Source organism: Embleya australiensis (assembly GCF_051903075.1).
GTDB lineage: Bacteria > Actinomycetota > Actinomycetes > Streptomycetales > Streptomycetaceae > Embleya.
The window spans coordinates 136,249-150,487 of record NZ_CP182422.1; the positions used below are offsets into that span (position 1 = coordinate 136,249).

The 14,239-nt window shown below is 71.5% G+C and carries 14 protein-coding genes; 7 read left to right on the forward strand and 7 right to left on the reverse strand.

Annotated elements, in window-relative coordinates:
* Positions 1–91 precede the first annotated feature (91 nt).
* Positions 92–1,093 carry an NADP-dependent oxidoreductase gene (locus ACMXN5_RS00570; RefSeq protein WP_439673449.1) on the forward strand — a complete coding sequence of 334 codons (1,002 nt, stop codon included), beginning with the start codon at positions 92–94 and terminating at the stop codon, positions 1,091–1,093.
* A 31-nt stretch (positions 1,094–1,124) separates the two neighbouring features.
* Complete coding sequence (locus ACMXN5_RS00575; protein WP_439673450.1) at positions 1,125–1,328, forward strand: tetratricopeptide repeat protein; 204 nt, start codon at positions 1,125–1,127, stop codon at positions 1,326–1,328.
* A gap of 66 nt (positions 1,329–1,394) precedes the next feature.
* On the opposite strand, the gene ACMXN5_RS00580 is transcribed toward ACMXN5_RS00575, so the two are convergent.
* Together ACMXN5_RS00580 and ACMXN5_RS00585 are read right to left on the reverse strand one after the other, a co-directional pair.
* Positions 1,395–1,703 carry a hypothetical protein gene (locus ACMXN5_RS00580; protein WP_439673451.1) on the reverse strand — a complete coding sequence of 103 codons (309 nt, stop codon included), beginning with the start codon at positions 1,701–1,703 and terminating at the stop codon, positions 1,395–1,397.
* Positions 1,704–1,736: 33 nt separating this feature from the next.
* Positions 1,737–2,099 carry a hypothetical protein gene (locus ACMXN5_RS00585; protein ID WP_439673452.1) on the reverse strand — a complete coding sequence of 121 codons (363 nt, stop codon included), beginning with the start codon at positions 2,097–2,099 and terminating at the stop codon, positions 1,737–1,739.
* On the opposite strand from ACMXN5_RS00585, the gene ACMXN5_RS00590 reads away from it, so the two are divergent.
* Positions 2,088–2,348: a hypothetical protein gene (locus ACMXN5_RS00590; protein WP_439673453.1), complete on the forward strand. Its 261-nt coding sequence runs from the start codon at positions 2,088–2,090 to the stop codon at positions 2,346–2,348. The two genes, ACMXN5_RS00585 and ACMXN5_RS00590, sit on opposite strands and share 12 nt — an antisense overlap.
* 369 nt (positions 2,349–2,717) lie before the next feature.
* A complete protein-coding gene (locus ACMXN5_RS00595) occupies positions 2,718–2,852 on the forward strand; it encodes a hypothetical protein (RefSeq protein WP_439673454.1) in 135 nt (44 codons plus the stop codon).
* Positions 2,853–3,222: 370 nt separating this feature from the next.
* On the opposite strand, the gene ACMXN5_RS00600 is transcribed toward ACMXN5_RS00595, so the two are convergent.
* From ACMXN5_RS00600 to ACMXN5_RS00620, 5 genes are all read right to left on the reverse strand, one after another.
* The gene (locus ACMXN5_RS00600) at positions 3,223–5,220 is read right to left on the reverse strand and encodes a M48 family metallopeptidase (protein ID WP_439673455.1); all 1,998 of its coding nucleotides are present in this window, start codon (positions 5,218–5,220) and stop codon (positions 3,223–3,225) included.
* Positions 5,217–7,094 (reverse strand): sigma-70 family RNA polymerase sigma factor, encoded by a 1,878-nt coding sequence (locus ACMXN5_RS00605; protein WP_439673456.1) that lies wholly within the window; start codon positions 7,092–7,094, stop codon positions 5,217–5,219. The genes ACMXN5_RS00600 and ACMXN5_RS00605 overlap by 4 nt, the downstream gene beginning before the upstream one ends.
* Complete coding sequence (locus ACMXN5_RS00610; RefSeq protein ID WP_439673457.1) at positions 7,079–8,257, reverse strand: caspase family protein; 1,179 nt, start codon at positions 8,255–8,257, stop codon at positions 7,079–7,081. Before ACMXN5_RS00610 ends, ACMXN5_RS00605 begins: the two co-directional genes overlap by 16 nt.
* Positions 8,254–9,474: a hypothetical protein gene (locus ACMXN5_RS00615; RefSeq protein ID WP_439673458.1), complete on the reverse strand. Its 1,221-nt coding sequence runs from the start codon at positions 9,472–9,474 to the stop codon at positions 8,254–8,256. Before ACMXN5_RS00615 ends, ACMXN5_RS00610 begins: the two co-directional genes overlap by 4 nt.
* Before the next feature lie 489 nt (positions 9,475–9,963).
* Positions 9,964–10,551 (reverse strand): hypothetical protein, encoded by a 588-nt coding sequence (locus ACMXN5_RS00620; protein WP_439673459.1) that lies wholly within the window; start codon positions 10,549–10,551, stop codon positions 9,964–9,966.
* A 34-nt stretch (positions 10,552–10,585) separates the two neighbouring features.
* Here ACMXN5_RS00620 and ACMXN5_RS00625 point away from each other — a divergent pair, with 34 nt between their 5' ends.
* The 3 genes from ACMXN5_RS00625 to ACMXN5_RS00635 all read left to right on the forward strand — a co-directional run bounded on the left by ACMXN5_RS00625 (position 10,586) and on the right by ACMXN5_RS00635 (position 14,159).
* Positions 10,586–11,215, forward strand: coding sequence for an RNA polymerase sigma factor (locus ACMXN5_RS00625; RefSeq protein WP_439673460.1), 630 nt, complete (start codon positions 10,586–10,588; stop codon positions 11,213–11,215).
* Positions 11,212–12,270: a CU044_5270 family protein gene (locus ACMXN5_RS00630; RefSeq protein WP_439673461.1), complete on the forward strand. Its 1,059-nt coding sequence runs from the start codon at positions 11,212–11,214 to the stop codon at positions 12,268–12,270. Before ACMXN5_RS00625 ends, ACMXN5_RS00630 begins: the two co-directional genes overlap by 4 nt.
* A gap of 77 nt (positions 12,271–12,347) precedes the next feature.
* A complete protein-coding gene (locus ACMXN5_RS00635; RefSeq protein WP_439673462.1) occupies positions 12,348–14,159 on the forward strand; it encodes a hypothetical protein in 1,812 nt (603 codons plus the stop codon).
* Positions 14,160–14,239 lie beyond the last annotated feature (80 nt).

A 14,239-nucleotide genomic window follows, 5' to 3' on the forward strand; every position in this document is an offset into this window, starting at 1 on the left:
CTTCTTCACAAGAGGTACTCCCTCCGACCAGGATGAATATCGCGGCACGCCGGTTCGGCCGCCGATCTCCCCACCGAGGATTGGAATCGCCATGAGCACCATGCGCGCCGTGAACTTTCGTGCCTACGGCGGACCGGATGTCTTGGACGTCATCACGATGGCCCGGCCCGCGGCCCCGCGCACCGGCGAGGTGCTGGTGCGGGTGCACGCCGCCGGGGTCAATCCGGCCGACTGGCGCATTCGCTCCGGCGAGGTACGCCGGTTCGGCGAGCCCCCGTTCGTCCTGGGCCTCGACCTGAGCGGGACCGTGGAGGCGGTCGGCTCCGACACGCCCGGCTTCTCGCCCGGCGACGAGGTGTTCGGCGTGGCCCTGCCGCCGCACGGCTCGTACGCCGAGTACGTCGTGACCTCCGCCGCCTCCCTGGCGCACGCCCCGCACACCGTCGACGCGATCCACGCGGCCGCGCTGCCCGTCACCGCCCTGACCGCGTGGCAGGCGCTCGTGCGGGTCGCCGATACCCGCCCCGGCCACCGGGTCCTCGTCCACGCCGCGGCGGGCGGCATCGGTCACCTCGCGGTACAGATCGCCAAGGCCCGTGGTGCCCACGTCGTGGGTACCGCACGTGCCGCGCACCACGATTTCCTGCGTGGGCTGGGCATCGATGAGGTCGTCGACTACACGGAGGCGGACTTCACCACGAGCATCCGCGAGATCGACATCGTGATCGACCCGATCAGCGGTCCGTACGGCCTGCGTTCCCTCGACGTCCTGGCGCCGGGCGGGATCCTCGTCGACGTACGCGGGACGGGCCCCGACCGCGGCGACGTCCACATCCGGGCAGCCGAACGCGGCCTGCGCGTCGTCGAACTCGGCTTCACGCCCTCGGGCGCGGACCTGATCGAGATCGCGGCCCTGGCCGACCGGGGCGAACTGCGCGTCGCCGTCGAGCAGGTGCTGCCGTTGGAAGGCGCGGTGAAGGCCCACGAAGCGAGCGAGACGGGTCGTACCCGCGGCAAGATCGTGCTCACCACGGCCCCCGTCCCGACCGACGACGGCACACGGGACCTGCAGCAACGCATGGACGCGCTGTAGGCCGGATTCGACACCCGCTTTCGTCGCGGCCGTGCGCGCGCTGGTCGCGGAGCGGCACACGGACGACGCGGTCGCGGCGTACTGGATGGGATCGGCGTACGACTCGACGGGCCACGAGGCGCAGGTCGCGCCGCACTACCGCCGGGCGTTCGTCCCCCGGCTGCCCGACGAACTGCGCCGGCCCGCCACCGTCCAGTTCGCCAGGCCGCTGCCGACGAACTCGACGACGCGATAACCGCGTTCCTCGCCCTGTCACTGGTCTGACACTCGGCGCACTCGCCTGTGGTGGTCGAATACTCGGCTACCTGCTCTGACGTCGGATTTCATGCGGCGGATGGGTACTCGTTGAGCAGCCTCCGAGGACTTGGCGACGGCATATCCGGTCGATCCGTGCCGGGAACGCGAGCACGTTCGGGTCGTCGTCGGGGGCACACAGGTGCAGGCCGATCAGCGCGAGTACGGCGTCGAAGGCGGCGGTGAACTTCGCGTCCCGGTCCCGGATCGGGTACGCAAGCCCGTGGCCGGCGTCCTCGAGGTCGGCGGCGAGGTCGCGGGCGACCCGGACGGCCCGGGCACCGGTCGGGTGTGCGGTGAACCCGAGCAGTGGCACGCACCGGGCGCCCGGTTCGGTGACGAAGGCCGCCTACAGCCGTTCGAGCGCCACGGCGTCGACGTGGAAGAAGTCGACGGCGAGGAGCGATTCGGCGTGTGCCCGCAGGAACGTGCGCCACGTGTCGTCGCGTCGGCCGGGCGGCGGGACCCTGCGTGCCCGCAGGATCCTCCGGATCGTGGAAGCGGCCACGCGGTGGCCCGGGCGCCGCAGCTCACCCCGGATCCGCACGACGCCCCGGGTCCAGTTCCCGGTCGCGAACCGCACGATCGACGCGAACACCTCGTCCGGAACCGGTGGCCGGCCCGGCGGACGCGGCTGCCGCCACCGCGCCGCGACGAGGCGACGGTGCCACCGCAACAGCGTGCCCGGGGTGACGATTCGGTGCGCGCGCATCGCCTTGAGCAGCATCCGGCCGGCGCGGACAGCAGCACGCGGTCCGACCGGGGCTTCTGGCAGAACCTGAACTCCTACGGCTTCGACAACACGATGTCGTCGTATCGGACCGGCAGCTGTGCCGCACATCTGGCCGAGAACAACGGCGGTGGTGGCTTCTGGTATCCGGGAAACACCAACGCCTACGCCTACGAACCGGTGGTGTCCGCAGTCCGGAACGACCGCGTCAGCTCGATCTTCAACGTCTGACCGGTCCGACGGGAAACCACTTGTGACGACCCGGACCCGATCCCGCGCGAGGTCACCAACCAGCCGAGCCCGCCGGGCGTATCGACGCCCGGCAGCGCCTCGCAGCCGGGCACCCCATCCCCGTGGGAAGCGGCACCCCGTCACCAAGCGGGAAAGCGGCCTCGGTTGGTGACGCCCTCACCCTGAAGGGCATATCGAGCGGGCAGAGACTCGCCGTCACGTTGGTCAAGGTCGTCGACCCCGCGGAGCCGAAGAATCGGTTCTTCACGCCCGACGCGGGCTCTCGGCTGGTGTCGCTGCAGTTCAAGCTGCCAGTCGTTCAACGCCGCGCTCCTCGACGAAACCACCGCCGGGCCCGCGTTGACCAGCGTGACCATCAACACGGGGGCGGTGGGCTCCGGATGGCTCACCTTCAAAGTGCCCACCTCGACTCACGTCGCCAAGGCACAGTTCGCCATGAACGGTGGACTCTCCAACAACACCGGCGAATGGCTTGTCCCCTGACCCCCACGGGACCGCAGCATTGACGTGCGAGGGGCCGAATCCCGGGCGCAACGCGAGAAAAGTGCGCCGATCGTTCGATGCGTTCGTCTGTGCTCCGAACCCGGCACAAGGGCGGGGCCGGGGCAGGCACCGCCCGCTTGCGGGCCCCAGCGCCCGAGGACGTGCGGTCGCAGAGGACTCGGGCCTGCGGCGTCCGACGGTGCCACCGGTGGCCCGTGCGGATCGCGTCGGGGAACCGTGGCGGCGGACGAATTGTCTGCCCCCTCTGCCCTTTTTCCGACCGTCGGCGATCCGCACCCGGTCCCGGGAACTCCACACACGTCGGTGGCTCGACCGCGTCCAGGTCGTAGGCGGGTGCCGCCCTCCTGGGTCAGTTCCTCGGGACGAGGGTCCACAGCGGGGGAAGGATCGACGTGGGTTGCGCCCTGGTCGGCCAGGTGAGGTCCGGGTCGAATGTGAAGCGTCCCGGTGTGCCGAGATCCGGCAGCCGGGCGTCTCCCGGAGGCAGCGGCTGATACGTCGGGATCGGGCGCTTGATGTAGTGGTCCGGCTCGTACACCACGATGTACAGCGCGACCGCCACGCTACCCACGATCATCGTCGCCAACATCAGCACGTTGAACACGTTGTTGGCTCTGCGTTCTTCCCGGGTTTGCCGGGGCAGGAGCAGCCTTCGCCAGCGGGGGATGAAGTCGATTCCGACTTCGCCGGCCACGTCCTCGCTCTCCTCGGCGTCGTGCCCGGCCGCGCCGCGGTGGCGTGCGGGTGGGGGACCCGCTTCGACGTCGACGCCGACCGAGACCAAAAGTCCGCGAAGGCGGAGTGCCTCGTCCGGGTCGTGGGGTGCCGCCCGTACGAGGTCCAGGTAGGGCGGCATCGGTCCGATGGGCTCCGCGAGGCTCGGCTGCGTCCACGACGGCACCCAGCGGGCCCGGCGGGCGGCAACGAGAGCCTCGTTGACCAGGGCCGTCAGGTGTGCGGTCAGTTCGTGGGCGTCCGGCGCCGGGCGCCCCGGGGCGGGGGTCCCCTCGGCGGCCAGGGCGGCGGCCATTCGGGCTCCGTGGCCGCGGCCGAGCAGTTCCAGAACCGTTCCGATCCCGGGGTTCGGCACGCCGGAGTGCTGGGCCGCGACGGCCCGCAGCCGATGTGCGGCGTCGCCGGCGAGCAGCGCCGTGATCCGGTGCAGCCACTCGTCGTTGGGCAGCGACCGCGCCGTCGCGAAGGGCGGTTCGATCTCGCCCTCGCACCGAAGGTTGCGGGCGAGGAGGTGCCAGTCGCCCAGCAAGGCGGCGGCGGGCCGCACTCGGTCGCGGTTGTGGCCGGCCGGCGCGTCCAGTGCGGCGATCCGTCGAGCGAGGGTCGGGTGGGTGTCCCGCCGGGTGCGTTCGGGTTCGGGCGGCGACATCCGCAACCGGTCGACGGTAGCCCGATAGCCGACATCGTCGAGCATGTCGACGAACAGGTCGAAGGGACGTTCGGGGACGATCCCGTGCTCGCGACCCGGCGCCACGTAGCCTGCGATCAGCCGATCCCAGGAGTAGGCCAACGCCGCCTGTGTGCGAAGCGCGTCGACGACGACGCCGCGCCCGTCGATCGAAGTGGTACCCGGATCGCCGACGGATGCGGATGAGCCGGCCTTTGGAGGCACCGCGACGCGCGCGGCGACCGCGTCCGCCTCGAACTCCTGTCGCCTGCCTGTGGACAGGGTCAGCAGGTCGAAGCACTTGGCATAGCCGAGGAAGAACCTGCGTACCACCCAGACGAAGAGGAAGGTGTACGAGGCGACCCGGGCGGTGAGTTCCAGCCGTCGCATGATCTCGTGCAGCGACCCGCGCGATCGGTGGGTGATCGCGAGGAGCCGCGTGTGTCGGCCGGCGTAGTGACCGAGTTCGTGGGCGATCACCGCGCGCAGTTCGTCCTGGGTCGACCCGAGGACCAGGGGCAGTCCGAGGTACAGGCGGCGGCGTCCGCCGACGAGGCCCAGCAGCCACGCCTCCTCGGTGACGCCGGCGTTCACCTCCGCCACCAGGTGGATCTCGGTCGGCGGCGACGTGCCGACGGCGTCGGCCAGTTGCCGGGTCGTGTGCCACAGCAGCGGTGCCTGTTCGGGCGTGAGCGGTACCGATCCCACGTCGGTGAACGTCGGTCGGCTCACCGCGGCGAGCCCCCAGAACAGCGCCCCGACCACGGGCACCGTGATCATCGCTCCGACGGGGCTGGAGGTGTCCGCCGCGTCCGTGGTCTCGGTCAGCAGGACCTCGAAGACCAACACGGCGTCCCCTACCGCCAGACCCAGGACCAGCACGTAGACGCCCATCAGGAGTCCGACGGCGACCACCGCCCGAAACGTGGCCACGACGCCGGTCACCGCGGGACCTGCGGATCCGGTGAACCCCGTTCCGCTGCCACCCGGTGCGCGACGCGGCCGCGTCCCGCATCGTCGTTGTCGTACGAGGCGCGCAGCCATGCCTGGGTTCGGTGCAGCCAGGCCCGGAGCAGGTCGTACAGCACGTCCCGGTTCTCGTCGGCCGGTTGCGCCACCAGGTCCTCGCCGAGTCGGCGGACCCGGGCGGCGGGCATCGCGGCCACGAGCGGTCGGTGCAGGGATCGACGGGCCCGTTTCAATTCGGCCGCGATGACACCCTGGGAGACGCCGGACTCGGCGGCGATCGCCCCGGTGGTCATCCCCTGCAGGCAGTTCAGTTCGATCACGGCGCGCTGTCGTTGCGAGAGTGCCGCCATGGCTCCCAGGGCACTCAGTGCGTCGGCCGTGCGGGCGGCATTCGCCTCGGGGGGCGCGTTGAAGCGCAGTCCCTTCTTCGCGCGGATCGCGGGCCACCTGCGGGGCGGCAGCCCGTTGCGGGCGAGTCGACGATGGAGCCAGTCGTCGGGCCGTGTTCGCATCGCGGGATCCATCTCGCGCGCCGCCATCAGATATGTCCGGGTGAGCAGGTCTTCGGCCTGTTGCCGGTCGAGGCAGATCATGACGGCTTTGGCCGCGGCGACCGGGTACGTCCTGCGGACGAAGTCGTCGATCCACGCCGGTGTGGACGCCGGCGAGGTCCGGTCGACGGGGCCGTCCGCCCGCCGGGTCCCCGCAGATCCGATCGCCGACGGCGAGGACACGATGAAGGCGTCGCCCGGGATGCCGTCGGGCGTGGGCGAGCCGGGGGCGTCGGGGGCACCGCCGTGGAACGCGAGCAGTGGGGCGGTGGTGTCCGCCGCGGCCAGATACCGTGCCGCGACACCGAGGGCGTTCGCAAGGTCGGCCGAACGCAGGCCCTCCACCAGGATCCGCAGCCCTTCGGTACACGCGGGCAGGCCCTGTGCGGCGGCCGTCGTGAACGCGGCGCGCACGGCTTCGACCGACCGGGCCTCGTTGTCGGCGCGCATCCGCTCCAGCAGGCAACGCGCGGCGATGATCGCACCGTCCGGGGTCCCGGCGGACATTGCCAGGACCGCGGGCGGCCAGGAGTCGGGGGGGCGTCGGATGCGCAGCAGGTGGTAGCCCAGGGCGATCGCCTGCATCCCGGTGCGCGGGTCGGCGATCTCTTGTGCGACCGCCTGCGCCTGACGGGCGGCGCCGATCGCGAGGTAGCCCAGCAAAGCGTGCGCGGCCGGATCCCGATCCGCGCCGAGCACGGCGCACACCAGGCGTGGCGGATCCGGCCGCGACGGTCGTACTGTCACCGATACGCGCGGTCCCGGTGGCAGACGCAGCAGTTGCCACGGCGTGTGGGGATTGCCGATCTGGACCAGGGCCGAACCCGGCGCCGGCATGTCGAGCACTACCCGGATGCCGTCGGGTGCCACGTCGATCGCCGGTTGCTCGAACGGCACTGTCCGCCATCCCGACGGTCCGCAGGTCCACAGGCGCATCCAGGTATCGACGTAGCTCGGATCGCCCACGCGGCCGAAGTGTGCGGTGTGTTGGGGAACCAACAGGGCCGTCTCGGTCAGCCACGCGTGCGGCGCCAGGTCGACGAGGGAGAGGGAGTACTCGCACCGACCGGCCCGTTCGTGCCCCACCCGGACGAACTCCCCGCCGATCCGCAGTCCCGAGGGCAGCAGCGCGTGCACGGCGTAGGTACCGGGTGGCAGGGCGATCGGGCACGGCCGTCCCATGGTGACGATCCCGGCGGCGACGGTGCGATGGCCGAGGTCGACGACGTCGACGCAGACCGGTGTGCCGGTCGTCGCGGTGTCCGGCGCGTCCAGGGTGACGGTCAGTCCGGGAGGCACGGCGACTCCTGGAAGGCGGCTCGGGAGTGGGGCGGGTAGACGCTGTGCGGTCGCGAGACGTCGGCGGCGGCCGAGGTGGCCCGCAACGTGTAGATACCCGCCCGGACCGTCATCCGCCATTCGTCGGCCGCCGGCCCGCTCCCGTCCCGGGGCACGTGCCGAGCCCGGCCGCAGTCGACGGCCGGGAGGTCGTCCGGGTGCAGGGGCGTACAGGTCAAGGAGGCGGGCAGGTCGGGTTCGGCGGGCCGAAAGCTGACGGTGAGTCGGGCCGAGGGGGCACGGTCGAGAACGCACACCACGGCGTCGCCGAGGTTGTTGGCCTCCACACCTCGATGGAGCGACGCGACGTTCATCTCCTCCATCAGCAACAGGTCGATGGATCGGCGGATACCCGCCATGCTGACCACCCATCGTCCGCTCTCGTCGGTGGTGGCCGCCTGTCCGTCGAGTGCGCGCAGCAGGGCCCGGGTGAGGTGGGAGACGTCGTCGCGCCGGCCCCACGCCTCGCTGAACGCGGGCATCCGCAGGGTCAGTTCGTTCTCGCACACGCCCTGCGCGAACAGGTCGGGTCTGGCGAGGGGCTGCACGCCGGCGGGTCGTAGATCGAAGCAGTCCGTGCGGCAGGCGTCGATGACGAAGACCTGGGTGCGCGGCCCCCGCTGTTGCAGCGCGAGTCGGGTCTCGTCGAAGTCGATGGCCTGGGCGAACGGTGTCGCGCCGTGTCGGTTGAAGTCGGCGGCCAGCAGCAGTTGGGCATCGCTTTGCAGTCCGTGGCCGCAGAAATACAGCACGGCGGCGTTGTCCGGGTCGGCCGCGCAACGGGCCAGCCATCCTTCGAACGCGTCCCGAATGTTGTCGATGGTCGCTTCCCGAGCAGCGGGACCCGGCCGGTGGGGCACGTTGTCGCCCGCGGCCCACGACATCAGCAGGTCCACCGTGCCGAGCGGCAGATTCCCGATACTCGCCCCACCGTCGATCAAACGTCGCGCGAAGGCCAGCGCGGAGCGCGGCGGCGAGGTGAGTTGGGCCATCCCGTCGAACGCGAGGCAGTGTCGCGGATCGGACTTTTCCCCGCCGGGCAGATAGGGGTATCCCCCCACGCCGATGATCAGCGCGTGCATCGCAGGACCGACCGGACGGGCCTCGTGGAACAGCGCGATCACCGCCTCGGCCCCGCCGGGTGCCCGGCCCCGTCGGAGTCCGGCGCCCGGGCCACGCGTGCCGCGAGCAAACGGTGGAAACTGGGCCGGAGGAAGTAGGCCGAGTGCGCGCCGAGCAGTCCCGCTCCCGTGGAGTAGCGGTAGTCCTCGGCGTCGTCGAAGATGCCACCGACCACGAACGCCATGACGTCGTCCGGATCGAACACGTTGATCCACCGCCCCAGGTTGGGCAACGCCGGGACCCGGTCCGCCCTCGGGTCCGTCGGGGCGACGACGGCCTGGAACAGGTCGAGTTCGGCGAACACCCCCACCTGGGAGCCGACCGTCACCAGGCTGTCGCACGCCAACTCGGGGCGCAGGCACGACAGCAGGTCGTAGACGATGTTCCCGCCCATGCTGTGCGCGATGATCACGAGCCGCGGGTCCGTGTCGGTGCGTGCCCGGTCGCCCGACTCGATCGTCTCGGCGATCACCCGCGCGATCGCGCCGTCGGCGCCGTGTCGTTCCCGCTGGCGCAGGTAACTCAGGACGTCGCCGAGGAAACGGGAGACCGCTCGGTGGGTGCGGGAGCGGCCGACCGTCACCAATCCCGTGGTGGCGGCCCGGGGACCGGCGGCGGCGATGCGGGCGAGCCCTTCCCGGAGCCGACCCACCGCGGCCCGCCGCCGGCCCCCGCCGAAGGTCTCCGTCGCACCATCGGCGTCCGGGGCTCGGGCCGGCAATTGGGCCAACAAGCGGTCCAGGAACACCCGGTCGTCGGTGACCGCGGCCAACCACGGCGGGTCGGCGTGCCGGTCGGCGTACGACACGGCGGCGACGGCCAGTTCGGCCAACTCCCCCGCCTCCGCAGGCCCGGCCCGTTCCGCGCTCGCGGTCCACAACAGGTCGATCGCGTCGGCCAGGCACGTGCGAGCGACCGCGGTGAGCGGCGCGTTCGCCGCCGTCTCGGAATGCGCCGCACAGGCGAGCGCCGGCAGCGGCGATTCCTCGGGCGGCGCCGTCCCGAACCTCTCCTCACCGCCGTCGGGCAGGGACGCGTGCCCCCAGGCGAACGCGCCCGCCGCGTCACCCCAGTACGCGTCGAGCACCGTCAGAGCGTCCGTGGGTACACGCAGCGCGGGCGCGAGAAACGATCTCAACAGCGCGGAACGCTGCGCCGAGGACCGCTCGTACGCCGGTGAGCGCCGCGTGGCCACCCCATGCACGAACACGACGGGCATGCCGTCCCCTCCCCCGTGGGCCCCGAACGCGAGCCGGAAACGCGTACGCACTCCCCCGATGCGTCGATCGCGCCGGATGCCGGATGCCGGACGAAAAGCTATCGGATGCCCGTACGTCCCGAAGGTGTTTCGACCGACTTGCTCCCACCGCCCCCGATCACATGCCCGACGCTGCCGACGCGGGATCTCCACACCGAACCCGCGTGGCGAACCGGACCTGCACACGAGCAGACGCCTTCCGTGTGCCGCCCATCCCTACGAGTCCACCGCCTCCTGGCTCGACCGGGCCGCTGGGGTGCACCGCCAGAGCGCGCCCGAACTGCCGAACGGCATCGGTGTCACCACCGCGGGGATCGGTCTCGGCAATCGTGATGGCTCAGCCGGATTGAGGATGGCCCAGGCGAGCATTCCCGTCGCCCAGGACAAGTGCGCTCGTCTGGAAAACGAAACTGGTATCGCAGCGTTCGCCCCGCGCATCACCGTGGTCGATCACACGGACGTCCTCCCTCGGGTGGCCAGGCTTCCGCGGATGGCGTCCCGGGTTTCCCAGTCGACCCCGAAGACGATGTGGCGCCGGGCAAAAAAGTGGAAGTCGATCCCGAACTCCTCCCGGTCCCTCGGGCCGGCAAACCGGAGGAACGCCAACGCGATTGCGTCGGCCGGACCGTGGAAGGCGTGGCTGTGGACGCGCTTGGCCCCGAACAGCACGTCGCCCTCGTTCCACGCGGCCGGGTCGGTGGGCGTGGCTCCGGGTCGGTGGCCGTACTCGGTGGCGACGTTCTTGGTGGGGGCGTCGGTGGGGTTGTGGTCGACGAGTTGGGTGCGGTTGCCGACGATGTCGTAGGCGAAGGGGTGCCGGTTGGCGTCCGGGCCGCCGACTGTGGTCTTGGTCGGGATCTGGGTGGGGCAGCCGCCGAGTCCGGGGACGTTGGGGGCGGGGAGGGTGGTTTCGGCCGTGTCGGTCCGGGCTTCCTTCAGACGGAGCTTGGCGTCGTGGGCGAAGCACTGGGTGTCGGTGGTGTGGTTGTCGTGCTTGGATTCGGACGGGCGTCGCGGCGATGGTGTGATCCACGTCACGGGAACTCGGCGGCCGCTGCGGACAACTTGGCATGTGAACTATTCGATGCACGCCGCGATCCGCGCCGGCGATCCCGTCGCGTTTCGCGAGCTGTTCCAGGCGCACCACGGGGTCGTCTACGCGCACGCCTATCGCGTCACGGGGGACTGGGCGGCGTCGGAGGACGTGGTCTCGCTGACGTTCCTGGAGGCCTGGCGACTGCGCGAACGGTTGCGCGACGAGGGTGAGACACCACTGCCCTGGTTGATGGGCATCGCGGTCAACGTCCTGCGCAATCGCCATCGGGCGGCGCGCCGACATCGCCACGCGATGGCCCGCTCGCCCGGGCGCACCGTCGTCCCCGACATCGCCGACGCCGTGGTCACCCGGATCGACGAGGACGAGCGGTTGACCGCCGCCCGCGCCGCGCTGGGCCGGTTGCGCCGGGGCGATCGCGAGATCTTCACGCTGTGCGTGTGTTCGGGGCTGACCTACGCCGAGGTCGCGCAGGCGCTCGACCTGCCGGTGGGCACGGTGCGCTCGCGACTCTCCCGCGCCAGGGCCCGGTTGCGCGGGCTGGCCGAGGAGGAACTGCGCGACCTGCGCGGCTCCTCCGTTCCGCACGGCGCGACCGTCGCGCCGCCCGCCGCCATCCGCACGATCCTTCGGGAGCCGGCCCCATGACACACCGACCCCCCACCCCCGCCACGCGTGCCTCAGGGACCGGCACGCCCGTCGAGGCCGACCGTGCCCACCCGCACGACGACGCGACCGAACACGCCTTGGCCCGGGCCGTCTTCCCGGCTCCCGAGCGCCGCCGACTGCTCGAAGAGCACCTGATGCGCGAGATCACCGGCGACATCGCCCGCACCACCCGCGTGGCCCGCCCCCGCCGGCTGCCGCGTTTCGCCGCGCCGATCGGCGCGGTCGGCGCGGTCGGCGCGGTGCTCGCGCTCATGGCCGGGGTGACGCTGTTCGGTACGCCCGACACCGGCCCGTCCCGATCGCCGCAGACGACCGTGAGAACCCTCGACGTGTCCGGCGGTCCGCCGATCCCCACCCCTGGGCAGGTCCTGTACACCGAGCAGGAGTCGTCCTCGTGGTCCGCCAGGGACGGCGTGCCGATCATGATTGCGCCACACTCGCGCAAGGAGTGGGTCTCACGGGACGGCCGCCGCCTGTTCGTCGACGAACGCGCGGCCGGACCGTACGGGCTGCTGATCAACGATCCGCCGAAGCGGTGGAACTACCTGGAACTCTCCGCCCTGCCCGCGACTCCGCAGGCGCTGTCGACGGCGGTCCGCGAACGGCTCGTCCGGGGACCCGGCGGCGATGCCATCAATCTCGACCAGGACGTCTTCGACGACATGGGACGAATCCTCCAGCAGGGCGTGCTGCCGCCGGGAGTGTCCGGTGCGCTGTACGAGGCGTTGACACGGGTACCGGGCGTGGTGCGGACCGAGCAGGCCGCGGACGGGCGCGGCCGACGGGGCGTCGGCCTGGCGCGTACCGATCCGAGGAGCGGCCTGCGCCGGGAACTGATCCTCGACCCGGACACCGGGGCCCTCCTCGGCGTGCGCGACGTGGTGACCCTACCGGGAAAGGATCACCCGATCGGGGCGATTCTGTCGCAAAGCACCATGCTCAAAAGCGGCATAGTCGACTCCATGCCCGACGGCCCGCCGTTCGGATTCGACGGTTCGCACACGGTCGCGACCGCGCCGACGCCCGGGTCGTGACCGACCCCACGCACACGCGGGCGGCACGCAACCGCCTCGACGGCCATCCACTCTCGGAACCGAAACACAAGGACGACATGACCGGCACCACCGCGCCCGCACTCGCGCCCGACGCGCTCCCCGATCCCGCCACACCGACGGAATCGACACCGGCCCGAGGCCCGGCCGGCCTGTGCCGCATCCTCGATCGTGTCGCCATCGCCGTTCCCGTGCTGGTGCTGGCCGTCATGGGTTGGCATCGCCGGTGGATCACCGACGACGGATTGATCTACGTGCGCGCGGCCCGGCAGATCGTGGCCGGCAACGGCCCCGTGTACAGCCCCGGCGAGCGGGTGGAGACGTCCACGGGCACCCTGTGGCAGTGGCTGCTGGCCCTGCTCGACGCGCTGACCCCCGGCGATCCGGCGCGCACTGCCGTCTACGCCGGGCTGGTGGTGTCGGTGGCCGGGTTGTGGCTCGCCCTGGCCGGCACCCGCCGACTGTTGCGCACCGAGACCGACAGGGTGCTCGTGCCCGCCGGCGCGCTCGTCCTGGTCGCGCTGCCCCCGGTCTGGGACTTCGCCACGTCGGGCCTGGAGACCGGGCTGCTCGTCGGCTGGATCGGCCTGTCGTGGTGGCTGCTTGTCGGGGACTCGCCCGCCCGGTCGATCCGGCGACTGCCGTGCGTGGCGGGGGTGTTCGGGCTCGGCTTCCTGATCCGCCCGGAGCTGGCGGCGACCTCGATCGTGTTCCTGACTGCCCTGGCCCTGGTGACCCGGCCGGGCCGGTGGGCGGTCGTGGGGATGTGTGCGGCCGCCGGCGTACTCCCGTTGGGGTACCAGGTGTTCCGCATGGGCTACTACGGACTGCCCTATCCAATGCCCGCGGTGACCAAGAGCGCGACCCGGCAACTGTGGGGACGTGGCTGGGACTACCTCCTCGACTTCGACCGTCCGTACCACCTGTGGATGCCCGCCCTGTCGATCCTGGCCGCGGTGGTGCTGCTCCTACTGCGGCGCCGGCCGCGCCGACGGCGCACCGTGATCCTCGGCACCGCGCCGGTGGTGGCCGCGCTCGCCCAGGCGCTCTATGTACTGCGCGTCGGCGGCGACTTCATGCACGGGCGCATGTGGTTGCCGGTGGTGCTGCTGATTCTGCTGCCGGCACTGCTCGTGCCCGTCGATCGACGGGTGGTGGCACTGCTCGTACTCGTCTCGGTCTGGGCGGTGTGGTGCGGTGTCGCGCTGCGGTCGGGGCTCACCACCACCGACGGGCCGCGCCCGGGGGTGTATCAGACCTGGAACGAGCGCATGGTCTACGTCAATTGGACCAAGACCACCAATCCGACCACGTCATACGCGCACAGCGAGACCCTTCCGGGGTTGCACGCGGAGCTGTTCCGCCTCGACGCGCAGGGCCGGCGGGTGCTGGTACCGGACGGCAACTACCTCACCGTCCCCGGCGGCCTGCCGCCGCTGCCGCTGCGCTCGGACGTGCGCGCCGCCGAGGGTCTGGTGATGGGCCGGCTCGGCGTCGGCGGTGCGGTCACCCCGTTGCGCGGGATCGTGGTCGACGTATGGGGTCTGGCCAATACCGTCGGCGCGCACATCGAACGCACCGAGCACGTCGCCGCCGGTCACGAGAAGCTGCTCCCCCTGGCCTGGAACATCGCCCTGTACGTCGATCCCGCCGCGTGGTCGCTGGTCCCGCCGAACATGGTGGCCCAGGAGGACATTCACGCAGCCCGGGCGGCGCTGGACTGCGGCGACCTCAAGGAGTTGCTGCACTCGACCACGGACACGATGACCCCGGGCCGCTTTCTGCGCAATCTCACCGGCTCCTTCGACCGCGCCGCGCTGACCATCCCGCCCGACCCCAGGGCGGCGGAGCGCAAGTTCTGCCGCCACTGACGCCCCGACCCTCGCCCGGAGTTCCCGCCGGCGCGCCCCGTCGTGCCCGTGGGCACGGACGACGCGCCGGCGGCGCGGGC